Origin of the sequence: Streptomyces sp. IMTB 2501 (assembly GCF_001953885.1) — a bacterium.
Lineage (GTDB): Bacteria > Actinomycetota > Actinomycetes > Streptomycetales > Streptomycetaceae > Streptomyces.
On sequence record NZ_MQUS01000016.1, the window covers coordinates 6898 to 30745 of the forward strand.

General features: G+C 70.2%; 25 protein-coding genes, 5 tRNA genes and 1 pseudogene. 19 read left to right on the forward strand and 12 right to left on the reverse strand.

What is annotated here, in order from left to right; genetic code table 11:
- The 4 genes and pseudogenes from AV521_RS51105 to AV521_RS25920 form a co-directional block, all read right to left on the reverse strand.
- Window positions 1-75: pseudogene (locus AV521_RS51105) on the reverse strand (ATP-binding protein); the annotation flags it as partial.
- Window positions 56-454 (reverse strand): DUF742 domain-containing protein, encoded by a 399-nt coding sequence (locus AV521_RS25910; protein ID WP_076091212.1) that lies wholly within the window; start codon window positions 452-454, stop codon window positions 56-58. The gene AV521_RS25910 and the pseudogene AV521_RS51105, both read right to left, overlap by 20 nt.
- A gap of 112 nt (window positions 455-566) precedes the next feature.
- Window positions 567-980 carry a roadblock/LC7 domain-containing protein gene (locus AV521_RS25915; RefSeq protein WP_037654657.1) on the reverse strand — a complete coding sequence of 138 codons (414 nt, stop codon included), beginning with the start codon at window positions 978-980 and terminating at the stop codon, window positions 567-569.
- Window positions 981-989: 9 nt separating this feature from the next.
- Window positions 990-4805 (reverse strand): nitrate- and nitrite sensing domain-containing protein, encoded by a 3816-nt coding sequence (locus AV521_RS25920; RefSeq protein WP_107481017.1) that lies wholly within the window; start codon window positions 4803-4805, stop codon window positions 990-992.
- A gap of 592 nt (window positions 4806-5397) precedes the next feature.
- Here AV521_RS25920 and AV521_RS25925 point away from each other — a divergent pair.
- The 3 genes from AV521_RS25925 to gltX all read left to right on the forward strand — a co-directional run bounded on the left by AV521_RS25925 (window position 5398) and on the right by gltX (window position 8040).
- The gene (locus tag AV521_RS25925) at window positions 5398-5592 is read left to right on the forward strand and encodes a hypothetical protein (RefSeq protein ID WP_076091214.1); all 195 of its coding nucleotides are present in this window, start codon (window positions 5398-5400) and stop codon (window positions 5590-5592) included.
- 185 nt (window positions 5593-5777) lie between these two features.
- Entirely contained in the window at window positions 5778-6563 is a 786-nt protein-coding gene (locus AV521_RS25930; RefSeq protein ID WP_076091216.1) for a fumarylacetoacetate hydrolase family protein, read from the forward strand.
- A complete protein-coding gene (gene gltX, locus AV521_RS25935) occupies window positions 6556-8040 on the forward strand; it encodes a glutamate--tRNA ligase (protein WP_076091218.1) in 1485 nt (494 codons plus the stop codon). Before AV521_RS25930 ends, gltX begins: the two co-directional genes overlap by 8 nt.
- A gap of 58 nt (window positions 8041-8098) precedes the next feature.
- Here the strand turns inward: gltX and AV521_RS25940 are convergent, their stop codons facing one another.
- Complete coding sequence (locus AV521_RS25940; RefSeq protein WP_076091220.1) at window positions 8099-8383, reverse strand: hypothetical protein; 285 nt, start codon at window positions 8381-8383, stop codon at window positions 8099-8101.
- 41 nt (window positions 8384-8424) lie between these two features.
- Here AV521_RS25940 and AV521_RS25945 point away from each other — a divergent pair, with 41 nt between their 5' ends.
- The 6 genes from AV521_RS25945 (at window position 8425) to AV521_RS25970 (ending at window position 9740) form a co-directional block, all read left to right on the forward strand.
- Window positions 8425-9156 carry an HAD family hydrolase gene (locus AV521_RS25945; RefSeq protein WP_107481018.1) on the forward strand — a complete coding sequence of 244 codons (732 nt, stop codon included), beginning with the start codon at window positions 8425-8427 and terminating at the stop codon, window positions 9154-9156.
- 90 nt (window positions 9157-9246) lie between these two features.
- Window positions 9247-9318: transfer RNA gene (locus AV521_RS25950), tRNA-Gln, on the forward strand.
- 21 nt (window positions 9319-9339) lie between these two features.
- Window positions 9340-9412, forward strand: a tRNA-Glu gene (locus tag AV521_RS25955).
- A 62-nt stretch (window positions 9413-9474) separates the two neighbouring features.
- Window positions 9475-9547: transfer RNA gene (locus AV521_RS25960), tRNA-Glu, on the forward strand.
- A gap of 20 nt (window positions 9548-9567) precedes the next feature.
- Window positions 9568-9639, forward strand: a tRNA-Gln gene (locus AV521_RS25965).
- A gap of 28 nt (window positions 9640-9667) precedes the next feature.
- Window positions 9668-9740, forward strand: a tRNA-Glu gene (locus tag AV521_RS25970).
- Between the two features lie 61 nt (window positions 9741-9801).
- Here AV521_RS25970 and AV521_RS25975 read toward each other — a convergent pair.
- The gene (locus AV521_RS25975) at window positions 9802-10446 is read right to left on the reverse strand and encodes a MerR family transcriptional regulator (RefSeq protein WP_076091224.1); all 645 of its coding nucleotides are present in this window, start codon (window positions 10444-10446) and stop codon (window positions 9802-9804) included.
- Between the two features lie 84 nt (window positions 10447-10530).
- On the opposite strand from AV521_RS25975, the gene AV521_RS25980 reads away from it, so the two are divergent.
- The gene (locus AV521_RS25980) at window positions 10531-11040 is read left to right on the forward strand and encodes a DUF4188 domain-containing protein (protein WP_076091226.1); all 510 of its coding nucleotides are present in this window, start codon (window positions 10531-10533) and stop codon (window positions 11038-11040) included.
- A 75-nt stretch (window positions 11041-11115) separates the two neighbouring features.
- Here AV521_RS25980 and ndgR read toward each other — a convergent pair whose 3' ends face one another.
- Complete coding sequence (gene ndgR, locus AV521_RS25985; RefSeq protein ID WP_014675221.1) at window positions 11116-11832, reverse strand: IclR family transcriptional regulator NdgR; 717 nt, start codon at window positions 11830-11832, stop codon at window positions 11116-11118.
- Window positions 11833-12032: 200 nt separating this feature from the next.
- On the opposite strand from ndgR, the gene leuC reads away from it, so the two are divergent.
- From leuC to AV521_RS26005, 4 genes are all read left to right on the forward strand, one after another.
- Window positions 12033-13457 carry a 3-isopropylmalate dehydratase large subunit gene (leuC, locus tag AV521_RS25990; protein WP_076091228.1) on the forward strand — a complete coding sequence of 475 codons (1425 nt, stop codon included), beginning with the start codon at window positions 12033-12035 and terminating at the stop codon, window positions 13455-13457.
- Window positions 13458-13463: 6 nt separating this feature from the next.
- The gene (gene leuD, locus AV521_RS25995) at window positions 13464-14057 is read left to right on the forward strand and encodes a 3-isopropylmalate dehydratase small subunit (RefSeq protein ID WP_076091230.1); all 594 of its coding nucleotides are present in this window, start codon (window positions 13464-13466) and stop codon (window positions 14055-14057) included.
- 265 nt (window positions 14058-14322) lie between these two features.
- Window positions 14323-14553 carry a hypothetical protein gene (locus AV521_RS26000; RefSeq protein ID WP_076091232.1) on the forward strand — a complete coding sequence of 77 codons (231 nt, stop codon included), beginning with the start codon at window positions 14323-14325 and terminating at the stop codon, window positions 14551-14553.
- Between the two features lie 136 nt (window positions 14554-14689).
- Entirely contained in the window at window positions 14690-15343 is a 654-nt protein-coding gene (locus AV521_RS26005) for an HU family DNA-binding protein (protein ID WP_076091234.1), read from the forward strand.
- Window positions 15344-15413: 70 nt separating this feature from the next.
- On the opposite strand, the gene AV521_RS26010 is transcribed toward AV521_RS26005, so the two are convergent.
- Together AV521_RS26010 and cofC are read right to left on the reverse strand one after the other, a co-directional pair.
- Window positions 15414-15617, reverse strand: coding sequence for a hypothetical protein (locus tag AV521_RS26010; RefSeq protein ID WP_076091236.1), 204 nt, complete (start codon window positions 15615-15617; stop codon window positions 15414-15416).
- A gap of 195 nt (window positions 15618-15812) precedes the next feature.
- On the reverse strand, window positions 15813-16451 hold the full coding sequence (cofC, locus tag AV521_RS26015; protein ID WP_076091238.1) for a 2-phospho-L-lactate guanylyltransferase: 639 nt from the start codon (window positions 16449-16451) through the stop codon (window positions 15813-15815).
- A 153-nt stretch (window positions 16452-16604) separates the two neighbouring features.
- On the opposite strand from cofC, the gene AV521_RS26020 reads away from it, so the two are divergent.
- From AV521_RS26020 to AV521_RS26030, 3 genes are read left to right on the forward strand one after another with little or no spacing between them, the layout of a single operon-like run.
- Window positions 16605-17375, forward strand: a complete 771-nt coding sequence (locus AV521_RS26020) for a 1-acyl-sn-glycerol-3-phosphate acyltransferase (RefSeq protein ID WP_076091240.1) — start codon at window positions 16605-16607, stop codon at window positions 17373-17375.
- Window positions 17372-18382, forward strand: a complete 1011-nt coding sequence (locus AV521_RS26025) for an NAD(P)H-dependent glycerol-3-phosphate dehydrogenase (RefSeq protein WP_076091242.1) — start codon at window positions 17372-17374, stop codon at window positions 18380-18382. Before AV521_RS26020 ends, AV521_RS26025 begins: the two co-directional genes overlap by 4 nt.
- A gap of 59 nt (window positions 18383-18441) precedes the next feature.
- Window positions 18442-19599, forward strand: coding sequence for a D-alanine--D-alanine ligase family protein (locus AV521_RS26030; protein ID WP_076091244.1), 1158 nt, complete (start codon window positions 18442-18444; stop codon window positions 19597-19599).
- Window positions 19600-19611: 12 nt separating this feature from the next.
- Here the strand turns inward: AV521_RS26030 and AV521_RS26035 are convergent, their stop codons facing one another.
- Both AV521_RS26035 and AV521_RS26040 read right to left on the reverse strand, forming a co-directional pair.
- Window positions 19612-20133, reverse strand: a complete 522-nt coding sequence (locus tag AV521_RS26035) for a DUF3515 domain-containing protein (protein ID WP_076091246.1) — start codon at window positions 20131-20133, stop codon at window positions 19612-19614.
- A gap of 20 nt (window positions 20134-20153) precedes the next feature.
- Window positions 20154-20387, reverse strand: a complete 234-nt coding sequence (locus AV521_RS26040; protein WP_023546505.1) for an Lrp/AsnC family transcriptional regulator — start codon at window positions 20385-20387, stop codon at window positions 20154-20156.
- A gap of 248 nt (window positions 20388-20635) precedes the next feature.
- Between AV521_RS26040 and AV521_RS26045 the strand changes: the two genes are divergently transcribed.
- Both AV521_RS26045 and thiD read left to right on the forward strand, forming a co-directional pair.
- Complete coding sequence (locus AV521_RS26045) at window positions 20636-21601, forward strand: thiamine-phosphate kinase (protein WP_076091248.1); 966 nt, start codon at window positions 20636-20638, stop codon at window positions 21599-21601.
- Window positions 21598-22419: a bifunctional hydroxymethylpyrimidine kinase/phosphomethylpyrimidine kinase gene (thiD, locus tag AV521_RS26050; protein ID WP_076091250.1), complete on the forward strand. Its 822-nt coding sequence runs from the start codon at window positions 21598-21600 to the stop codon at window positions 22417-22419. Before AV521_RS26045 ends, thiD begins: the two co-directional genes overlap by 4 nt.
- Here the strand turns inward: thiD and AV521_RS26055 are convergent.
- Window positions 22407-23612, reverse strand: a complete 1206-nt coding sequence (locus AV521_RS26055; RefSeq protein WP_076091252.1) for an FAD-dependent monooxygenase — start codon at window positions 23610-23612, stop codon at window positions 22407-22409. The two genes, thiD and AV521_RS26055, sit on opposite strands and share 13 nt — an antisense overlap.
- Window positions 23613-23848: the final 236 nt, after the last annotated feature.

The window sequence follows — 23848 nt, forward strand, 5'->3', positions numbered from 1 at the left end:
CACGCCGAAGCCGCCCGCCACCACGATCTTCGCGGAGGTGGTGGCCCGGCCCGCGTCAGAGCTTGCGAAGTCCACTGAGCACCCTTTCGAGCAGCGTCACGTCGGGAGCGCCGCCGTTGTTCTCGTCGCCACCCGGCTGGTGGATGGCGACCAGGCCGGCCTCGGCGAGGTCGGCGACCAGGATCCGGGCCACTCCGAGCGGCATGGCCAGCAGCGCGGAGACCTCCGCGACCGACTTGACCTCACGGCACAGATGGCAGATGCGCTGGTGCTCCGGGAGCAGTCCCATGAGCGCTGCCGGATCGGCCGTGGTGCTGATCAGCGCCTCGATCGCGAGCTGGTAGCGCGGCCGGGTCCGGCCGCCGGTCATCGCGTACGGACGGACCAGCGGCTGGTCGCCCTCGTCCCCGTACGGGTCCGCGTACGGATCGTGATGGGCGGTGGGCGGGGTCATGAATCCTCCGGGCGGGACAGCAAGTCGGTCGGTCAAGCCGTCTTGTCGGGGGCCGGTGGGGGGATTGTGTCGGCCGGACGGTGTTTTGGTGAGGTGGGTGGTGCCGGGGCGGTCAGTGCAGCAGACTGCCTTGGAGTTCGGCGCGCAGGTCCGGGGTGAGTACAGCCCCCGCGCGGTCGACGAGCAGTGCCATCTCGTAGCCGACGAGACCGATGTCGCACTCGGGGTGGGCGAGGACCGCGAGGGACGACCCGTCCGAGATGGACATCAGGAAGAGGAACCCGCGTTCCATCTCGACGACCGTCTGCGCCACGGTGCCGCCCTCGAAGATCCGGGACGCCCCGGCCGTGAGGGAGGTCAGCCCGGACGCGACGGCCGCCAGCTGGTCGGCGCGGTCCCGCGGGAAGCCTTCGGACATCGCCAGCAGAAGGCCGTCGGCGGAGACCACCACGGTGTGGGACACCCCGGGGGTGTTGTCCACGAAGTTGGTGATCAACCAGTTCAGGTTCTGTGCCGCCTGGCTCATCGGACTCAACTAACGCTCCTGCTGGTGAGTGGGGCTCGGGTAGCTGCCGGTCTGGCCGCTGCCGGCCTGCCGGCCCTGAGCGATGCCCCGACGGAGATTGGTCAGCCGTCCGCGTACGTCATCGGGCGCACGCGAGACCTGCGGACCGGCTTGGTGCTGTTGCTGCTGAGCCGTGCCCGGGACGAGGTTCGCCCGGGGCACCCGGCGCGGCAGGCCGGAGGTGGTGACACCGCCCGCGGCGGGCTGCCGGACGCGCTCGGCCTGCCGGACGAGTTCGTCGTTCGGCGAGGTACGCCAGGAGCCGGTGGTCGAGGCCGTGCCGTTCGCGTTGTTGTTGCCGCCGTTGCCGTTCTGGTTGCCGCCGAAGCCGCGCTGCGGAGCCGGGGCGGGCGCCTGCGGCTGCTGGGGCTGCGCCGGTGCGCCTCCCTGCGGACCGCCGTGGAACCAGTTGGTCTCCAGCGTGTCGTACAGCGGGGTACGGGCGTCCACCGGGCCGTTGGCCGGCGGCAGAGCCTCCGGTTCACGGTGTACCGGACGCTGCTGCTGCTGCTGCGGGGCGGGCGGGCGCGGGGCGCCGAAGTCGTCCCGGCCGGCCGGCTGCGGGCGCTCGAACTGGCCGGTGTGGGCCGGGTCCTGGCGTCCGGGCAGCGCGTGCTGCCCGGTGGAGCTGCCGTCGTAGCCGCCGTCGAAGCCCTGCGGAGCGGCGAACTGGCCGGTGTTCTGGCCCGTGCTGCGCGGGAGGTCGTCCGGTCGCGGCGCCGGCGTGCTGAAGACGTCGGAGCGGACGAACGGCCCGGAGTCCTGCTGCCCGCCGCCGGTGCGGTCGTACCCGCCGGGCAGCTCGGAGGCGTCCGGCCGGGCGAACTCGCCGGTCTGCTGCGGGTTGTCGGGACGCGTGAACTGACCGGTCTGCTGCGGGTTCTCCGGACGCGGGAACTGGCCCGTGGCGGAGGGACCCTGGTCGTCGATCCTCGGTATCTCCGCGGTCGAGCCCGGACCCTGCCGGTCGTCGATGAGCGGCATACGCGAGCTGTGCGCCGGGTCCTGCTCGTCGTGGCCACGCGGGGTGTCCAGCGCGGCACGCGACAGCGGGGCCTGGGTGTCGCCCCAGTCCGGGGTGCGCGGCTGGTCGGCGCCGGGCAGCTCGGCCCGCGCGCCGTCGCGCGGCGGCAGCTGGGGCCGGCGGCCCTGGTCGGAGCCGGCGCCGGGCCGCTGCGGGCCACGGCCGCCGAAGGCGTCCTGCGGGCCGCCCGGGTTCGCGGTCGAGAGGCCCTGCGGGGCGCCGGGCGCCTGACCGCCGAAACCGCCCGCACCGGCACCCGCGGGCAACGGCCGGCCCTGCTGCGGACCGCCCAGGCCACCGGGAGCACCGGGACCGCCCTGGGGACCGCGCGCACCGCCCGGCGCACCGGGACGGCCGCCCTGGCCCGAGCCGGGCAGCGCGGCCCGGGGACCCTGGCCGGCGCCGACCTGGCCGCGCGGAGCGGGACCGGCACCGAGCAGACCGCCACCGGCCGGGGCACCACCGAGGGCGCCGCCGTTGCCGGTCTGCCGCCGGGCCGCGGCCGCACCGGCGGCGGCCTGCGCGGCGGCGGGGCCACCGGTGCCACCGGGTGCGCCCGGCTTGCCCGGAGCGGGCTTCTTGCCGCCCTGGGCCACGTCCACGGGCAGCATGACCAGGGCGGTCGTACCACCGGAGTCGGACGGGCGCAGCTGGATGCGGATGCCGTGCCGCTGCGAGAGCCGGCCGACCACGAAGAGTCCCATGCGGCGGGAGACGGAGACGTCCACGGTGGGCGGCGAGGCGAGCCGCTCGTTGATCGCCGCGAGGTCCTCGGGGGAGAGGCCGATACCGGTGTCGTGGATCTCGATCAGCACGCGGCCGTCGGGCAGCGCGTGACCGGTGACCTTGACCTTGGTCTGCGGCGAGGAGAACGAGGTCGCGTTCTCCAGCAGCTCGGCGAGCAGGTGGACGAGGTCGTTGACCACGCGGCCGGCGACCTCGGTGGTGGGCACGGAGGCCAGCTCGATGCGCTCGTACTGCTCCACCTCGGACGCGGCGGCGCGGAGCACGTCGACCAGCGGGACCGGGCGGGTCCAGCGCCGGCCGGGCTCCTCACCGGCGAGGACCAGGAGGTTCTCACCGTTACGGCGCATACGGGTGGCGAGGTGGTCGAGCTTGAACAGCGAGGACAGCTGGTCCGGGTCGGCCTCGCGGGACTCCAGTTCGGAGATGAGCGACAGCTGGCGCTGGATGAGGCCCTGGGAGCGGCGCGAGAGGTTGGTGAACATCGCGTTGACGTTGCCCCGCAGCAGGGCCTGCTCGGCGGCGAGGCGGACCGCCTCGCGGTGCACGTCGTCGAAGGCCGCGGCCACCTGGCCGATCTCGTCCCGGGAGTGCACACCGACCGACTCCACGGACGTGTCGACGTCCTGCGGGTCGGACTCCGACAGCTGCTTGACCAGCTCGGGCAGGCGTTCCTGGGCGACCTTGGTCGCGGTCTCCTGCAGCCGGCGCAGCGAGCGGATCATGGACCGCGCCACGACGAACGCGCCGACCAGCGACACGCCGAGCACGAGGAGAATCAGCGCACCGGAGATGATGGCGTCACGCTGGGTGGCGCTCTTCAGCTCACGGGCCTTCTGCTCCATGTCCTCAAGCAGCGTGTGCTCGATCTTCTTCATCTGGTCGATCTTGGTCGAGCTGTCGTCCACCCAGTCCTTGTAGGAGCGGGCGTTCAGGGTCTGGATGCCGTCGCGGGAGTCGAAGACGCGCTTGGCGTAGGTGTCCGCGGACTCGATCGTCGGGTTGCCCTCGTCGATCGGCTTGAGCAGTTCCTCGGCGTTGTTGCTCGCGTAGATCTTCCGGAAGATCGCGATTTCCGAGTTCTCGCTCTGGTACGCCGACTGGCCGTACAGGCGGTCGTTCTCGGAGAGGTCGCCCTTGGTGGTGTTGGTCGCGGGCAGGGCGGCCGCGATCGTGGCGCGCTGTACGGAGGCGTACTCCTTGGCGGTGGAGAAGGCCGCCAGGGCGCGGGTGCGCGAGATCATCTCCGGGTTGCTGGACGCCTCGGCCATGTCCTGGGACAGGCTGATCAGCTGGGTGATCAGCCGGTGGTAGGACTCGATCGTCTGGGTCGAGTTGCCGTTCGCCTTGAACGCCGTCTTGCGGATCTTGGCGAGGTCGTCCAGCTGGTTGGCGAGACCGACCAGCGCGTCACGGACGCCCTGGAGGTTGCCGTCCTTGCTGGCCGAGTCGATCTGCTCGGAGGCGTTGAGGAAGTTCTCACGGGCCCGGTCGGTCTTGTCCTCGTAGCCCTTGACCGTGTAGTCGTTCGCGCTCAGGCCGTGCGCCAGGGGACCGGCGGACTGGTCGCGCTCCTCCTGGAGCGCGGCGGCCAGCTCGGTGGCCTGCTTGGTCATGTCCGTGAGCAGCTTCATGTTGTCGAGCTGCTGGATGTCCGTGATGTTCTGGTCGATGCGCAACGCGCCCAGCGAGGTCGCCGCGACCACGGGCAGCGCGAGCAGCGACACCAGGCGCGTGGAGATGCGCCAGTTGCGCAGGGCCACCCGCGAACCGGGGCCGGAGGGGCCCTTGGCGGCCTTCACCGCCGGCGCGGGGGTGGCGCCGGCAGGGCCCGACCCGGTGGAGGCGGTCGGGGACGACACGCCGGGGCGTCCGCTGCGCTGACCGCCGTCCCCGGACGGGGCCGAGCCCGGGTTCTGGGCGTGCTGGGGCGAGGAGCTGCCCTTCATGGGGCCAGTCCCGTCGTGCGACTCCGGCTCCGCCGAAGCGCTGCCATCCCTCTTGAAACGTCCCTGCACTAGCGTCGCAACCTCTGGACCAGGCGCCCCTCCGCGTGAACGGAGGGACACGGTGTCGGCGTTGTGGAGAGCGCCCTGAAAACGCCCCCCGGTGGTCTTGAGTGACCGGCGCTGGTTCCCCCCTGTCTCACCGCCGCTGGTCGGCGCTGGTCGCGCCCCTGTGCGCCGGTTCGATCCCCGCGGCGGTCCGGTCCGTGGAATTCCAGCACAGTGCAGGATCTCCAACAAGGGCCGTGGTCCGAGCTGTGACCTCCGTGACGGGCTGTGAGTGCCAAGTCACCAGCCGTGGAAGCCGTTCCTGAATATATCGGGCATATCTCTGCGAGTTGCCGCTCGGTGTCAGGTGTCTGAGTCGCCATGATCAGGAGCGGAATGATGGGTTCAGGGGGTCAATGTCCGTTTCGCTGCGACGCGTTGCGGTGCGGATTTAACCGAATTGTCATCGAGGTCGTGAGCAAACTCACACGCAGATCGTGGGCAGTTGGCGCCGTCGGCAGGGAATCGGATGTTTAGCCTGACGCTTTACATCAGGGAGGAGTCTGTAAACAGACGACTCCGTAAACCCACCCACCAGAGGCACAGGACCACAACGGTGAAGACGACGACGATGTTCCACAAGATCGCCAACCCGCGACGCACGACTCTGGCGCATCTCCAGGACGCCGACGAGCTGCAGACGCCCGAGCTGCCGGAGCACTCCGTCGATCTCCCCACCCAGACCGCCAACCCGCGGCGCACGATCCTGGTGGACGTCCCGGTGGACGCCATGGCCCCGGCCGGAGAGTAGCCGATCACGCTCCCGCGCCCAGCGGCCGGCCGGGCTCCCGCGGCTCACCTTTTCCGCTGAATTCCCGGGACCGCGTTTTCGTACGACGCCTTTCCGGGCCTGCGGCTGTGCCGAACGCCGGACGGTCCTACCGGTTAACCTGGGGCGTCAGTACGCCGGTTCTCAGTAAGGGGCGCAAGGATCCCGTGCGCATCGCCAGGTTCTCCATCGATGGGAACGTCGCCTTCGGCGCGGTCGAGGGCGACAAGCAGGACGAACTCGTCCTCGACATCATCAAGGGCATCCCGTTCGCGGACCACGAGCTGTCCGGTACGAAGGTGCCGCTGAGCAAGGTCAGGCTGCTCCCGCCGATCCTCCCCAACAAGATCGTGGCGTTCGGCCGTAACTACGCCGACCACGCGCGCGAGCTGGGCAACGAGGTGCCCGACGCCCCGTTCGCCTTCTTCAAGCCGTCCACCTCGGTGATCGGCCCCGGCGACGACATCCAGTACCCGGCGTTCTCCGAGGAACTGCACCACGAGGCCGAGCTGGCCGTCGTCATCGGCCGGATGTGCCGCGAGGTCCCGCGTGAACGCGTCAAGGACGTCGTCTTCGGCTACACCTGCGCCAACGACGTCACCGCCCGCGATGTGCAGAAGCGCGAGAAGCAGTGGGCCCGGGCCAAGGGGTTCGACACCTCCTGCCCGCTCGGCCCCTGGGTGGAGACGGACCTGGACCTGGAGCGCGCGAACGACCTGACCATCCAGTGCACGGTCAACGGTCAGCAGCGCCAGCTGGGCCGCACCAGCGAGATGATCCACCCCATCGAGGACCTGGTCGTCAACATCTCCGAGGCCATGACCCTGCTCCCCGGCGACGTCATCCTCACCGGCACCCCCGCGGGGGTCGGCCCCCTGAACGTCGGCGACGAGGTCGCCGTCACCATCGAAGGCATCGGCACTCTCACCAACAAGGTTGTCAAGCGTGGCTAGCGCACCCGGCTCCCCCGTACGCGTCCGTTTCTGCCCCTCGCCCACCGGTAACCCGCATGTGGGCCTGGTCCGCACCGCCCTGTTCAACTGGGCGTTCGCCCGGCACCACCAGGGCACCATGGTCTTCCGCATCGAGGACACCGACGCGGCCCGCGACTCCGAGGAGTCGTACGACCAGCTGCTGGACGCGATGCGCTGGCTCGGCTTCGACTGGGACGAGGGCCCCGAGGTCGGCGGCCCGCACGCGCCGTACCGGCAGTCGCAGCGCATGGACATCTACAAGGATGTCGCCCAGAAGCTGCTGGACGCCGGCCACGCCTACCACTGCTACTGCTCCCAGGAGGAGCTGGACACCCGCCGCGAGGCGGCGCGGGCGGCCGGGAAGGCGTCGGGCTACGACGGCCACTGCCGCGATCTCGGTGACGGGCAGATCGAGGAGTACCAGGCCCAGGGCCGCACCCCGATCGTCCGCTTCCGGATGCCCGACGAGACGATCACCTTCACCGACCTGGTCCGCGGCGAGCTGACCTTCACCCCGGAGAACGTGCCGGACTACGGCATCGTCCGGGCGAACGGTGCCCCGCTGTACACGCTGGTCAACCCCGTCGACGACGCGCTGATGGAGATCACCCACGTCCTGCGCGGCGAGGACCTGCTCTCCTCCACCCCGCGCCAGATCGCGCTGTACAAGGCGCTGATCGAGCTGGGCATCGCCAATCAGACCCCGGCCTTCGGCCATCTGCCGTACGTGATGGGTGAGGGCAACAAGAAGCTGTCGAAGCGTGATCCGCAGTCGTCGCTGAACCTCTACCGCGAGCAGGGCTTCCTCCCCGAGGGCCTGCTCAACTACCTCTCCCTGCTGGGCTGGTCGCTCTCCGCGGACCAGGACATCTTCACGATCGACGAGATGGTCGCCGCGTTCGACATCTCCGACGTGAACCCCAACCCGGCGCGCTTCGACCTGAAGAAGTGCGAGGCGATCAACGGCGACCACATCCGCATGCTGGATGTGAAGGAGTTCACCGAGCGCTGCCGCCCGTGGCTGAAGGCCCCGTTCGCCCCCTGGGCGCCGGAGGACTTCGACGAGGCGAAGTGGGAGGCGATCGCCCCGCACGCCCAGACCCGCCTCAAGGTCCTCTCCGAGATCACCGACAACGTCGACTTCCTGTTCCTCGCCGAGCCGGTCGAGGACGAGGCCTCGTGGACGAAGGCGATGAAGGAAGGCAGCGACGCCCTCCTCCGCACGGCCCGCGAGAAGCTGGAGTCCGCGGACTGGACGTCTCCGGAGTCCCTGAAGGAGGCGGTCCTGGCAGCCGGCGAGGCCCACGGCCTCAAGCTCGGCAAGGCCCAGGCCCCGGTCCGCGTCGCCGTCACCGGCCGCACCGTCGGCCTGCCCCTCTTCGAGTCCCTGGAAGTCCTGGGCAAGGAGAAGACGCTGGCACGGATCGACGCGGCGCTGGCCAAGCTGGGCGCGTAGCCGACCCAAGCATGAGGGGCGGTACCCGGAGTTCCGGGTACCGCCCCTGTCGCGTTGCTCACTGAGCGTCGGCTTCGTCGATCAGGTACTGGGTTTCGTCGAAGATCCAGACCACAACGACGACCATGATCGCGCCAGCCACCACGTATTCCAGCATCACGCCAGGGGCCACATAGGCCTTGCGCAGATTGTCGTCCGGTCCCAGTGGCGCGGTCGAGGTCTTCCGGAAGGGGTCGCGGGCCAGTATGCGTACGGCCCTGTCCAGCTGGGACCGGCGCTCAGAGGTCAGGGCGTCGTACGTCGCACGGGCCTCGACGGTGAACTGGACGCGGTACTCGCTCATGCTCACCAGTTTGCCAGCCGTCGGGCAGTACCGTCGGTGGTATGACGATCAGAGCCGTGGTCTGGGACGTTGACGACACCCTCTTCGACTACACGACCGCGGACCGGGAGGGTATGCGGGCCCATCTCGCGGCGGAGGGACTGCTCGCCGTGTACGGCACCCCGGAGCAGGCCCTGCTGCGCTGGCGGGAGATCACCGACGTCCAGTGGGCCCGGTTCGCCGCCGGAGAGGTGGACTTCGTCACCCAGCGCCGCGACCGTACCCGGGTCTTCCTTGACCGGGAGCTGACCGACGGCGAGGCCGACGCCTGGTTCGAGCGCTATCTGTCCCACTACGAGGCCTCCTGGAGCCTCTTCCCGGACGTCCTGCCCGCCCTGGAGACCCTCGCCGCCAGCCACCGGCACGCGGTGCTGTCCAACTCCAGCCTCACGGTCCAGGAGCACAAGCTGCGCACCCTCGGCCTCCTCGACCGCTTCGAGGCCGTCCTGTGCGCCGCAGAGCTGGGCGTCTCCAAGCCGGAGGCCGGCGCCTTCCTGGCGGCCTGCGAGGCGCTGCACCTGCCGCCGCGCGAGGTGGCGTACGTCGGCGACCACCCGGAGATCGACGGGCGGGGCGCCGCCGAGGCGGGCCTGCTGTCCGTGTGGATCGATCGCGGGACGACTCCCGCGCAGGCCACGGAGGAGGCCGTCGTGCACCGGATCTCGACCCTCGCCGAACTCCCCGCGCTCGTCGGCGCGGATACCCGTTTTGGAGCCCCGTCCACCTTCGGGTAATGTTCTTCCTGCGCCGAGGGGAGCGGGCCGGAAGGCCGAAGCCCCGAGGAGCGAACTAGAACGAGAACCCCGCAGGGGCTTGAGTTCCGGTGGCCTATGGTGTAATTGGCAGCACGACTGATTCTGGTTCAGTTAGTCTTGGTTCGAGTCCAGGTAGGCCAGCTCGCAGAGCTTATCTGCAAAGCCCCCGTTGTGTAGCGGCCTAGCACGCTGCCCTCTCAAGGCAGTAGCGCCGGTTCGAATCCGGTCGGGGGTACAGATCCTTCCCGCGAGGACGGCTCGGGTAGCTCCCACCGTCATCGATGCAGGATCGCTAGGGCCCCCGTTGTGTAGCGGCCTAGCACGCCGCCCTCTCAAGGCGGTAGCGCCGGTTCGAATCCGGTCGGGGGTACGACTGGTCTAAACCATCATTGGTCTATGGTGTAATTGGCAGCACGACTGATTCTGGTTCAGTTAGTCTTGGTTCGAGTCCAGGTAGACCAGCTCGGACCTGCGGAAACGCAGAGTCCACGCCCCCGTTGTGTAGCGGCCTAGCACGCCGCCCTCTCAAGGCGGTAGCGCCGGTTCGAATCCGGTCGGGGGTACGCAACAGGGAAGGCCCTCCACTTCGGTGGGGGGCCTTCGCCGTGTCCGGCATCGACCGGCTCACTCGAAGCCGTACCGCCGCGACGACTCCTCCTCCTGGGCCAGCCGGTGCAGCGCCTGCAGCACCGGCTCGTTGAGGATCGCGCCCAGGATCGCGAACTCGATCCGCTCCGCCTCCGACGGGTACGTCTCCATGTTGTCCAGGTCGAGGACGGCTGTCCGGTGCATCAACTCGGCGTACGGCGCGAGCAGTTCGGCCCCGAAGCCGTAACCGATCCGGCGGAACGCGGCCACCGCCACCACCAGCGAGCGGTACGCGGGGGAGATGGTCGTGAGCCGTTTGGCGTTCTCCCAGCCGAGCATGTCCAGGAGTGCGGTGACCTGCTGGTGCGCGGCCTTGATGTACTCGTCCTCCTCGTCCGGCTCCGGGATCTGCGGCAGCGCCCACAGTGCCGCGCCCAGCCGGATCGTGCGGCCCAGGGAGTTGTCGTCCACGTGCCCGAGCACCTCGCGCACCTTCGCCACCGGCACCCGGCCCACCTGGATCATCGCCCGCACCAGCCGAAGCCGGCGCAGATGCTCCTCGTCGTACTCGGCCGTCGTGGCGTTGATCTGGCGGCCCGGCGGCAACAGCCCTTCGCGCAGGTAGTACTTGATCGTCGCCGTGGACACACCACTGCGTTCGCTCAGTTCGGCCAGCCGCATCTCTTGCGCTCCTTCTCGGATAACGGCACTATCCAAGCATCGCTACTTGGATAGCTTCGCTCACCAACGAGGGGGAAGTTGGTCATGATGACCCGTACGACCGCTGACACGAAGGGCGAGGTCGTCGTCCTGTTGATCGGCATGCGCATCAACCGCTTCTGGGCGGCGCACCTGTGGCTTCCGGTGATGCTCGCGATGCTCCGCATGCTGCGGGATCTGCGGAAGGAACCGGAGCGGGGTCTGCTCAACCACGTCCTGCTGACGGCCTCGCCGCGGACGTACTACGTCGTGCAGTACTGGGAGTCGAAGGACAAGCTGTACGCCTACGCGACCGCGTCGGACGCCTTCCACCACAAGGCCTGGGCGCGCCTCAACCGCATGGAGCGGGCCGGGAAGCTGCGTGGGCAGGTCGGCATCTGGCACGAGTCGTATGTCGTGCCCGAGGGGTCGTACGAGGCGATCTACGGCGACATGCCCGCGTTCGGGCTGGCCGCGGCGCACGGGCAGATCCCGCTGGAGAAGCGGGGCCGGTACGCGAAGGACCGGTTCGCCTACCGGTCCCAGCAGGCGCCGGTGGCCGAGAAGACCGGCTGAACAGGGGGACGGGGGAGCGAGGAGGGCCTGCCGCGGCGTTGAGGCAGGCCCTCCTCGGCGTTCCCGGACCCGGGCTCAGCCCGAGCGGCGCAGGGCCTCGGAGAGGCGGCCGGCCGCGTCGATGACCGCCTGGGCGTGCATACGGCCGGGATGGCGCGTCAGCCGCTCGATCGGGCCGGAGACGGACACCGCGGCCACCACGCGGTTGGAGGGGCCGCGTACGGGCGCGGAGACGGACGCGACGCCCGGCTCGCGCTCGCCGATGGACTGGGCCCAGCCGCGCCGCCGTACGCCCGACAGCGCCGTCGCCGTGAAGCGGGCGCCCTGCAGTCCGCGGTGCAGGCGCTCGGGCTCCTCCCAGGCCAGCAGGATCTGCGCCGAGGAGCCGGCCTTCATCGTGAGCGTGGAGCCGACCGGGACGGTGTCCCGAAGGCCGGACAGGCGTTCCGCGGCGGCCACACAGATGCGCATGTCACCCTGGCGCCGGTAGAGCTGCGCGCTCTCGCCCGTGACGTCGCGCAGGTGCGTGAGCACCGGGCCGGCCGTGGCGAGCAGGCGGTCCTCGCCGGCCGCCGCCGCCAGCTCCGCGAGACGCGGCCCGAGAATGAAACGGCCCTGCATGTCGCGTGCCACCATGCGGTGGTGTTCCAAAGCCACGGCCAGGCGGTGAGCCGTGGGTCGTGCCAGTCCGGTCGCGCCGACCAGACCCGCGAGGGTGGCCGGACCGGACTCCAGAGCGCTCAGGACGAGGGCCGCCTTGTCCAGAACGCCGACGCCGCTACTGTTGTCCATGCAACGATACTCGCGTCTCACTCTGTGAAACGCAAGTTCAATTTTCCGTGGAACGCGCCACCCTGGAATCACACCGCGGCCCGCAGACCAAGGGGCCGGGTGTCGGGCGCCCGCAATCACCGGACATCGGGAACCAGGGCGCTGCTTCCTCAAGATCTCTAGTTGCGTCGGCGTGACCGTGGCCGGCCGGAGGGAAAGCGATGGGTAGGACACTCGCGGAGAAGGTCTGGGACGACCACGTCGTCCGGCGCGCCGAGGGCGAGCCCGACCTCCTCTTCATCGATCTGCACCTGCTGCACGAGGTGACCAGCCCGCAGGCCTTCGACGGCCTCAGGCAGAACGGCCGCCGGGTGCGCCGGCTCGATCTCACCATCGCCACCGAGGACCACAACACCCCGACCCTCGACATCGACAAGCCCATCGCCGACCCGGTCTCCCGCGCCCAGCTGGAGACGCTGCGCAAGAACTGCGCCGAGTTCGGTGTGCGGCTGCACCCGCTGGGCGACGTCGAGCAGGGCGTCGTACACGTCGTCGGCCCGCAGCTGGGCCTGACCCAGCCCGGTACGACCGTGGTCTGCGGTGACTCGCACACCTCCACGCACGGCGCGTTCGGCGCGCTCGCGTTCGGCATCGGCACCTCCCAGGTCGAGCACGTCCTGGCCACCCAGACGCTGCCGCTGGCCCGCCCGAAGACCATGGCCATCACCGTCGAGGGCGAGCTGCCCGACGGCGTCACCGCCAAGGACCTGATCCTGGCGATCATCGCGAAGATCGGCACCGGCGGCGGCCAGGGCTACATCCTGGAGTACCGCGGCTCCGCCATCGAGAAGCTCTCGATGGAGGCCCGGATGACCATCTGCAACATGTCGATCGAGGCCGGCGCCCGCGCGGGCATGATCGCCCCCGACGAGACCACCTTCGAGTACCTCAAGGGCCGCCCGCACGCCCCCGAGGGCGCGGACTGGGACGCCGCCGTCGCGTACTGGAAGACGCTGAAGACGGACGCGGACGCCGAGTTCGACGCCGAGGTCGTCATCGACGCCGCCTCGCTGTCCCCGTTCGTCACCTGGGGCACCAACCCGGGCCAGGGCGCGCCGCTTTCGGCGTCCGTCCCCGACCCGGCTTCGTACGAAGACGCTTCGGAGCGCCTCGCCGCCGAAAAGGCCCTGGAATACATGGGGTTGGAGGCCGGTCAGTCGCTGCGCTCCATCAAGGTGGACACCGTCTTCGTAGGCTCCTGCACCAACGGCCGCATCGAGGACCTGCGTGCCGCCGCGAGCATCGTGAAGGACCGCAAAGTCGCCGACGGCGTACGGATGCTGGTCGTCCCCGGCTCCGCGCGGGTCGGTCTGCAGGCCGTCTCCGAGGGCCTTGACGTGGTCTTCAAGGAGGCCGGCGCCGAATGGCGGCACGCGGGCTGCTCGATGTGCCTCGGCATGAACCCCGACCAGCTGGCCCCGGGTGAGCGCTCCGCGTCCACCTCCAACCGCAACTTCGAGGGCCGGCAGGGCAAGGGCGGCCGTACGCACCTGGTGTCGCCGCAGGTCGCGGCCGCCACCGCGGTCCTGGGCCATCTGGCCTCCCCGGCCGACCTGACCGACGTCCGTACGCCCGCTGGAGTCTGAGAGATCATGGAAGCCTTCACCACGCACACCGGCCGGGCCGTGCCGCTGCGCCGCAGCAACGTCGACACCGACCAGATCATCCCTGCTCACTGGCTCAAGAAGGTCACCCGGGACGGGTTCGAGGACGGGCTGTTCGAGGCCTGGCGCAAGGACGAGAACTTCATCCTCAACCGCCCCGAGCGGCAGGGCGCCACGGTCCTGGTCGCCGGCCCCGACTTCGGCACCGGCTCCTCCCGTGAGCACGCCGTCTGGGCGCTGCAGAACTACGGCTTCAAGGCCGTGATCTCCGCGCGTTTCGCGGACATCTTCCGGGGCAACTCGCTGAAGAACGGCCTGCTCACGGTGGTTCTCGACCAGAAGATCGTGGACGCGCTGTGGGAGCTGACGGAAGCGGACCCCACGGCTGAGGTCACTGTGGACCTTGAGGCGCGTGAGGTGCGCGCCGAGGGCATCACCGCCTCCTTCGAGCTGGACGAGAACTCCCGCTGGCGGCTGCTGAACGGCCTGGACGACATCTCCATCACGCTCCGGAACGAGGCCGACATCGCCGCGTACGAGGCCAAGCGGCCCGCCCACAAGCCGCGGACCCTCCAGGCCTGATCCCGCCCCCCGAGCGGGGCTGGTTTCGGCCACGTCAACATCCCCGTCCGTACCCCCGATCGCCACGATCGGGGGTACGGCCATGTCTGCCCCCGAACGGCCCCGCACAACTGCGGCGCGACGCTCAACTTCCCACGTTACGAAGGACGTTGTCGGGGTACGTGAGTGCTGGGATCGCGTCCTCCGCAAGTGCCTGGAAGGCCATTTGAGGCGGCAGTTGCCCCCTGCGCAGGCGACAACTCGCCCCAGATGGCACAATCTGTGCATGGAACACGACGGCCAACTCCAGCTCTATACGGCGGTCGCGAACCAACTGAAGGAAGCGCACGCAAGGGTGCGCGCACTGCAAGTCCCGGAGGGCGTACGGATGGCGCTGACCCGGAAGCTGCTGGTCATTACGGCCGCGGCCAAGCACGATCTCGCCGCTGCGGCAAGGCGGCTCGAGCAGTTCAACGCGGACCTCGACGAGGGTCGGATCCCCGACGAGGAGCACTGAACAGCCCGAGACCACCGAGTCCGTTGCGGCACAAGGGTGATAAGCCCGTTTCGTGTTTGATTTGCGGTATATATCTGCCTAACGTGCGAAAAAGCTTGAACACTTTCGTTCTGGCGATGTCTCCGAAGGGGAAGACGTGAACAAGGCGCAGCTCGTAGAAGCGATTGCCGACAAGGTCGGCGGCCGTCAGCAGGCCGCCGAAGCTGTCGATCATGTCCTGGACGCCATCGTCCGCGCGGTCGTCGCGGGCGAGCGGGTCTCGGTCACCGGCTTCGGGTCCTTCGAGAAGGTGGACCGCCCCGCCCGCTACGCCCGCAACCCTCAGACGGGCGAGCGGGTTCGGGTCAAGAAGACCTCCGTGCCGCGCTTCCGCGCCGGTCAGGGCTTCAAGGACCTGGTGAGCGGCTCGAAGAAGCTGCCGCGCGGTGGCGAGGTCTCGGTCAAGAAGGCGCCGAAGGGCAGCCTGACCGGCGGCGCCGCGGCGACGGTCAAGAAGGCCGCCGCGAAGAAGACCACGGCGAAGAAGGCGGCCGCGAAGAAGGTCACCGCCAAGAAGGCGGCGGTGAAGAAGACCGCGGCCGCCGCGAAGAAGACGACGGCGAAGAAGACGACCGCCAAGAAGACCACGGCGGCCGCCAAGACCACCGCGGCGAAGAAGGCCGCCGCCAAGAAGGCGACGGCGAAGAAGGCCCCGGCGAAGAAGGTCACCGCGAAGAAGGCCCCGGCCAAGAAGTCGACGGCCCGCAAGACCACCGCGAAGAAGGCCACCGCCCGCAAGGCGACGTCGTAAGGCCGCCGGGCACCCACGCGCCGGGCCGGACTCCCCAGGGGAGTCCGGCCCGCGGCGTGTGTAAGGGAAGTTACAGGGTTTGAAGGGTTACGAGGGTGATCCGCAGGGTGTCGCCCTCCCCCTCGGTCTCGATCCGCACGCGCTGGCCGGGGCGCAGCAGCCGGAGGCCTCCGGCGCTGAACGCGGCGTCGTCGAAGGGCACCGGGGTGCCGTCGTCCAGGAGGACCTGGCCGCTGCGGGTTTCGGGGTCGTAGGTGTATGCGGTGGCTTGCATGGCTGCAGGGTAGCTCTGGTGCCGGGTATCGCCGTGGGGGCGGGGCGTCCGCAGGCTGCGGGTCCGTCGTGGCTTGTCGCGCCTCGCGGCGGAGCCGCACATCGATACAGCCCCGCGCCCCTAGGGGGTTGCGGCCGCCGCACCTCCCAGCGAGCAGTGCGCCGGATCCCCGCCCATCCCCCGCACCGGGCGCCCTTACGACCCCGGGATCAGCAAACCCGCCGATATCGCCGCCGTATACCGGCCCACTCCCAAAGCCAGGGCCGCGCGCAAGTCGTCACCGGTATCCACGTCCTGTCGTACCGAATCGACACCGGCGAGCTCCAGTTCCCGGGCGCCGGAGGCGTGATGCCGGGAACGGGATTCAAATCCGAACTCCGGCCGCAATTCCTCGTCCGGCCCCGCGGCCAGCAACGTCGTGCCCAGCTGCGCCGCATCCGCGAGAAACGCCCGCGGAAACTCCCCGGCCGCGCCGAGGACAACGCCGAGTTCCGCCGGCCGCAACGCCGGCAGATCGGCGTTGAGCGCCGCGACCGGTGTGCGCGGGCGCATTTCCCGTACGACGGCCGCGCCGTGCGCCAGGGCGGCGTTCAGCCCGCTTCCCGGGGCGTCCGGGACGATCCGGGCGCCCAATGCCGCCAGCTCGCGCGCGGCCAGCTGGTCGTCCGTGACGACTGCCACATCCGCCACCGCCGTACAGGCAACCGCCGCGGCCACCGTGTCCTGCGCGAACGCCAGGGCCAGTCCCGGCCGCACACCGTCGGCTGCGGTGTCCGAGAGTCTGCTCTTGGCCCGGGACAGGGGCTTCAGCGGGATGACCAAGGTCCATTGCACCGGCGTACCGTCCCTCTCTCCTCGCGATCATTGTCCCCCGTGCCGGCCGGCGGCCCGACTCTCGGGCGTACGGTGTTCTCGACAGACCGGCGGCCTGGGGCGACACTTGTGCGGCCCCCGCCGAGGTGGCAGCCCCTAGAGGAAGGTGTCCTTGTGCCCCGCCGCAGAATCGGCTTCTGGTACCGCTTCGCCGCGGTGCTCTGCAAACCGCCGCTGGTCGTTCTGATCAAGCGGGACTGGCGCGGAATGGAGCACATTCCGGCCGAGGGCGGATTTATCACCGTGGTGAACCACAATTCCCACGTGGACCCCTTCGCGTACGCGCACTATCAGTACAACACCGGACGGGTTCCTCGATTCCTGGCGAAGAGCGGACTTTTCAAGAAGGGATTCGTCGGCGCCGCCATGCGCGGCACCGGGCAGATCCCCGTCTACCGCGAGTCCACGGACGCGCTGAGCGCCTTCCGCGCCGCGATCGACGCCGTGGAGCGCGGCGAGTGCGTCGCCTTCTACCCCGAGGGCACCCTGACCCGCGACCCGGACGGCTGGCCCATGACCGGCAAGACCGGCGCCGCCCGCGTGGCCCTGCAGACCAAGTGCCCGGTCGTCCCGGTCGCCCAGTGGGGCGCCAACGAACTGCTGCCGCCGTACGCCAAGAAGCCGGACCTCTTCCCGCGCAAGACCCATCACGTGCTCGCGGGCCCGCCCGTGGACCTGTCGCGCTTCTACGGCAAGGAGATGACCCCGGACCTGCTCAAGGAGGCCACCGAGGTCATCATGGCGGCCATCACCCGCCAGCTTGAGGAGATCCGCGGCGAGAAGGCGCCCGCGACCCCCTACGACCCGCGCCGCGAGCGGATCGAACAGCGGCGCCGCACCGAGGCACAGACGCAGGGCAAGGAACCGGAGGGGCAGAGCAAGTGAGCAAGGCGGTAAAGGCGGCGGTCATGGGCACCGGCTCGTGGGGCACCGCCTTCGGCATGGTGCTCGCCGACGCGGGCTGTGAAGTGACCCTGTGGGCCCGCCGCCCCGAGCTGGCCGAGGCCGTCAACTCCACGCGGACCAACCCCGACTACCTGCCCGGCGTCGAACTCCCGGAGAATCTCAGAGCGACCTCGGACCCGGCCGAGGCCCTGCGGGACGCGGACTTCACCGTCCTCGCCATCCCCTCCCAGACCCTGCGCGCCAACCTCGCCGAGTGGACCCCGCTGCTCGCCCCCGACACCGTGCTCGTCTCCCTGATGAAGGGCGTCGAACTCGGCTCCACCATGCGGATGAGCGAGGTCGTCGAGGACGTCGCCAAGGTCGGAGCGGACCGCATCGCCGTCGTCACCGGGCCCAATCTGGCCCGCGAGATCGCCGCCCGGATGCCCGCCGCCGCCGTCGTCGCCTGCACCGACGAGGCCGTCGCCCAGCGGCTCCAGGCCGCCTGCCACACGCCGTACTTCCGGCCGTACACGGAGACCGACGTGGTCGGCTGCGAGCTGGGCGGTGCCGTGAAGAACGTCATCGGGCTCGCCGTCGGCATCGCGGACGGCATGGGCCTCGGCGACAACGCCAAGGGCTCGCTCATCACCCGGGGCCTCGCCGAGACCGCGCGGCTCGGTGTCGCGCTCGGCGCCGACCCGCTGACCTTCTCCGGACTCGCGGGCCTCGGCGACCTGGTGGCCACCTGCTCCTCGCCGCTGTCCCGCAACCACACCTTCGGCACCAACCTCGGCAAGGGCATGACGCTCAAGGAGACCATCGCCGTCACCAGGCAGACCGCCGAGGGAGTCAAGTCCTGCGAGTCGGTGGCGGATCTGGCCCGAAGGCACGGCGTCGACATGCCCATCACCGAGACGGTCGTGGACATCGTGCACGAGGGCAAGCCGCCGGTGGTCGCTCTCAAGGAGCTGATGTCGCGCAGCGCGAAGCCCGAGCGACGCTGAGCGAACCCCCTGTGCCGCCGCTGTATCAGGGCTCTACCAACGGGTACTCTCAACGCGATATGAGCACCGAGAACCTTCCCCAGAGCCCTGAGCAGCCGTCGCGCAAGCCGCGCGTGGCCGTCGTGTTCGGCGGGCGCAGCTCCGAACACGGGATCTCCATGGTCACCGGCGGCGCCGTCCTCGGCGCCATCGACCGGACCAAGTACGACGTGCTGCCGATCGGCATCACGCGGGAGGGCCGTTGGGTGCTCACCGCCGACGAGCCGGAGCGGATGGCCATCACCGACCGCCGGGTGCCCGCCGTCGAGGACCTGGCCGAGTCCACCGAGGGCGGCGTGGTGCTCCCCGTCGACCCCGCGAACCGCGAGGTCGTCTACAGCGAGCCCGGCGCGGTGCCCAAGGCGCTCGGCGAGGTCGACGTGGTCTTCCCGGTGCTGCACGGGCCCTACGGCGAGGACGGCACCCTCCAGGGCATGCTGGAGCTGTCCGGAGTGCCGTACGTGGGCGCGGGTGTGCTCGCCTCGGCCGTCGGCCAGGACAAGGAGTACATGAAGCGGATCTTCACCTCCTACGGGCTGAAGGTCGGCCCGTACGTGGTGATCCGCCCCCGCGAGTGGCAGCAGGACGAGTCCGCCGCCCGCAAGAAGATCATCGACCTGGCCGGCGAGCACGGCTGGCCGCTGTTCGTGAAGCCCGCGCGCGCGGGCTCCTCGATCGGCATCACCAAGGTCGACGACCTGTCCGGCCTGGACGAGGCGATCGCCACCGCGCAGGCCCACGACCCGAAGATCCTGGTCGAGGCCGCCGTCCGGGGCCGTGAGATCGAGTGCGGGGTGCTGGAGTTCGAGGACGGGCCGCGCGCCTCCGTACCGGCCGAGATCCCGCCGCCGGACACGCACGCGTACTACGACTTCGAGGCCAAGTACATCGACTCCACGCCCGGCATCGTCCCGGCGCCGCTCACCGAGGAGCAGACCGCAGAGGTGCGGCAACTCGCGGTCGAGGCGTTCGAGGCCGTCTCCTGCGAGGGCCTGGTCCGCGCGGACTTCTTCCTCACCGAGGACGGCGAGTTCGTGATCAACGAGATCAACACCCTGCCCGGCTTCACACCGATCTCGATGTACCCGCAGATGTGGCAGGCCAGCGGCGTCAGCTACCCGGAGCTGATCGACCGCCTGGTGCAGGCGGCGCTGCGCCGCTCGACCGGGCTGCGCTGAGCACCCGGCGGATCATCCGCGCATGGAGGCGATCCCCTTGGGGATCGCCTTCTTCACGGTGTCCGCGAGACCCGTGAGCACCGCCGTGCCCTCGTCCTGCGCGGACATCCCCTTGGGCAGGCTGACCTGCACATAGGCCTCGCGGCCCGCGGTGGTGAACCGCCAGGTGCCGTCGCCCTGCTTCTCCATCAGCCAGTCGACGCCGTTCACCCCGCCCGCGATGGCATCGGGGTCACCGCCCTCGGCCACCTTGGGATCGATCATCTTCGGCGGCCGTACGACGCCGCAGCGCAGTATGATCGCCGGGTTTCCCCAGCCCGCCGTGTAGGCGGACCGGGGTTCGGGGTCGTCCCGGCCGTGTCCGTCGAGCTTGCGCGGCAGCACCCGGTGCAGTTCCCGGCACACCGTCGCCGTCTTCGCGTCGGGGCTGGGAACCGCCACCGTGGCACTGTCGTCTGCTGATGAGCAGCCCGCGACCGCGATCAGCAGCGCGGGCGCGAGCAGGCCGAAGGGCCGGTGACGGAAGATGTTCACCGGCCAAGCGTAGACGGGGGCTACAGATGCACGACCGGACAGGTCAGGGTGCGGGTGATGCCTTCCACTTGCTGGACCTTGGCGACCACCATGCGACCGAGGTCGTCGACCGTGTCGGCCTGGGCGCGCACGATGACATCGTACGGACCCGTCACGTCCTCGGCCTGGATCACTCCAGGGATCTTGGCGATCACTTCGGCGACGGTCGACGCCTTGCCGACCTCCGTCTGGATCAGGATGTACGCCTGTACCACGGAACCTCCAGGGCGGCCACGAGGATCATGTGGGGAAAAGGAACGCCACGGTATCGCGTCGCCGCTCCCCGCGGGGAGACCTGCGGGAACCGGGCTTGCGCGCCAGGGTGCAGGCACGACGGAAGTTGACGGTCTGCGCGACCGTGTCGACGGCCGTGAAGGACCGCGTCGACGGTCATCTCGACCGTATCGGGGACACTGATGACGCGCGAGTGGGCACGGCATGGCAGAGAAGGGGAGCAAGGGCAATGAAGGGCACTGTTGGTGAGCTCGGGGAGTTCGGGCTCATCAGGGAGCTCACCTCCCGTCTCACCACCACCCCGGCGGTGCGGGTAGGCCCCGGCGACGACGCCGCGGTGGTCGCCGCGCCCGACCGGCGGGTGGTGGCGAGCACCGACATCCTGCTGGAGGGACGGCACTTCCGCCGCGACTGGTCCACGGCCTACGACGTCGGGCGCAAGGCGGCGGCGCAGAACCTCGCCGACATCGCCGCGATGGGCGCCGTACCGACCGCCCTGCTGCTCGGCCTGGTCGTGCCGGCCGAACTCCCGGTGACCTGGCCCAGCGAGCTGATGGACGGCCTGCGCGACGAGTGCCAGGTCGCGGGCGCCTCCGTGGTCGGCGGGGACGTCGTACGCGGGGACACGATCATGGTGTCGATCACCGCGCTCGGCGATCTGCGCAACCAGGAGCCCGTCACCCGAGCCGGCGCCCAGCCCGGCGACCTGGTGGCCGTCACGGGCTGGCTGGGCTGGTCCGCGGCCGGCTACGCGGTCCTCTCCCGCGGCTTCCGCTCCCCGCGCGCCTTCGTCGAGGCCCACCGCCGCCCCGAGCCGCCTTACCACGCGGGCCCGGCCGCCGCCGCGCTCGGCGCGACCGCGATGTGCGACGTGAGCGACGGGCTGATCGCCGACCTCGGGCACATCGCCGAGGCCAGCAAGGTCCGTATCGACATCCGATCCGGAGCGATCGACATCCCGACCCAGATGAACGACATCGGTCAGGCCGTCGGCGTCGACCCGCTGCAGTGGGTGCTGAGCGGGGGAGAGGACCACGCGATCGTCGCGACCTTCCCGGCGGACACCAAGCTGCCGGCCCGCTGGAAGGTCATCGGCGAGGTCCTCAACCCCTCCGCGCTGCCCCAGGTGACCGTCGACGGGGCGCCCTGGACCAGCAAGGGCGGCTGGGACCACTTCGGGGACATCGAGTCATGATCCCGCGCGTGGTCACGGTGGCCGGTTCGGACTCCGGCGGCGGTGCCGGCATCCAGGCCGACCTGAAGACGATGCTGGCGCTCGGGGTGCACGGGATGAGCGTGATCACCGCGGTGACCGCCCAGAACTCGCTGGGCGTGCAGGGCGCGTGGGAACTGCCCGTCGAGGCCGTACAGGCCCAGTACCGCAGCGTCGTCGACGACATCGGCGTCCAGGCCGTGAAGACCGGCATGCTGGCCTCGGCGGAACTGGTCGAGGCGGTCGCCGAGTTGATCTCCGGCACGGACGCGCCCGCCGTGGTGGACCCGGTGGGCGTCTCCAAGCACGGCGACCCGCTGCTGGCAGCCTCCGCCCTGGAGTCCGTACGGACGAAGCTGCTGCCGGCGGCCACCGTGGCCACCCCCAACCTCGACGAGGTGGCCCAACTCACCGGCGTGCACGTCGAGTCCGAGGACGATCTGCGGCGAGCCGCGGAGGCCGTACTGGCGTACGGGCCGCGATGGGTGCTGATCAAGGGCGGGCATCTGCCCGCGGATGCCGGGCGCGAGGGCGGGAACCAGGCAGTCGATCTGCTGACCGACGGCTCGGGCGAGCACTGGCTGCGCGCCCCCCGCCACGACAACCGGCACACCCATGGCACCGGCTGCACTCTGGCCTCCGCGATCGCCTCGGGGCTGGCGAAGGGACTCACCGTGCCGGACGCGGTCACGCAGGCCAAGGAGTACGTCACCGGGGCGATCGCGGCCGGATTCGCGCTCGGCGCGGGCATCGGCCCGGTGGACCACGCGTGGGCGCTGCGCGGCCCTCACGCCGGGTAGTCGCGCAGCTCGATGTCCGTGGCCGCCTTCTCGGTGAGCCGCTTGAAGAAACCGGCCAGCAGGCGCGAGCTGAGCAGCCGGTACATCCGGTCGCGGCTGCGGATGCGCCGCTCGGTGGGCGGTGCGAAGAACGGACCCGCGTTGCCGGAGATCTTCTGGCAGCCCTTGGCGAAGCCCGTGATCCGGCTCTCGTACTCCGTGAAGGCCGTACGGTGATCGCCGCCGGCGAGGGCGAGTTCACCGGCGAGCACATACGCGCCGACGACGGCCACGCCGGTGCCCATCCCGCCCATGGTGGCGCCGTACCCGGCGTCCCCGAGCAGCACGACCCGCCCCTTGGCCAGCCGGTCGACATGGATCTGCGCGATGGCGTCGAAGTACAGGTCGTCGGTCTCGTCGAGCGCCTTGAGGACGTGCGGGGTCTGCCAGCCCATGTCCGCGAACCGCTCGGCGAGGATCCGCTTCTGCGCGCCCGTGTCCCGGCGGTCGTACGTCAGCCGCTCGGAGCGGAACACCAGCAGGGCGCCGGCCCGGTCCGGGTCGCCGTCGTAGTTGTTGATGACGACACAGCGGCCGGGCTCGCTGTACAGGAGGCCGCCGCGGTCGAGGCCCAGATGGTTGGGCACCGGGAAACCGGCCACGTAGTGGTCGAAGAACCGCAGATAGCGGGACTCGTCGCCGAAGACCAGACGGCGGGTGTTGGAGTGCAGGCCGTCGGCGCCGACCACCAGGTCGAAGCGGCGGGGCGCGCCGCGCTCGAAGGTGACCTCGATGCCGTCCGGGGTCTCGGTGAGCGCGGTGATCGAGTCCCCGAAGACGTACTCGACGCGGTCCTCGGTGCGTTCGTACATGATCTGTGCCAGCTCGCCGCGGAAGATCTCCACGTCTCCGCTCATCATCTGGGCCGGCAGCGCCACGCGCGGGGTGCCGTCGGCGTCCACGACGCTCTGGGCGCCCATGTGCGTCTGGCGGGCGTGGATCTCGTCCCAGATGCCCATGCCGGTGAGGACCTCGCGGTGGACGTGGCCGCGGAAGTCGACCGCGAAGCCGCCGCCGCGCAGGGCGGGCGCCCGCTCGACGACGGTGACCCGGGCGCCGTACCGGGCGAGGTTCAGCGCCAGCGCGGGTCCGGCGACGCTGGCGCCGGAGACGAGGACGTTCAGGTGGCTGAGGCGGTGGTGTGTGTGCGTCATGGGCGTCAGCCTCGGCGGGCGCGCTGACCGTCCGCCTACCATTCGCTGACCGCGCCGCTTACCGTCAACCTGCCCGCCCGTTCCTCCTGTGCGCCCACCGCCGCGCCCATCGCGTGCCGACCGCCAGGTCTGCTGGTGCCCACCGCCGCGCCCACGGTGTGCCGTGTACCGGACCTGCCGTGTGCTGACTGCGGGGCCTGGCGTGCGCCCCCATCGCGTGCTGACCGCCCGTTCTC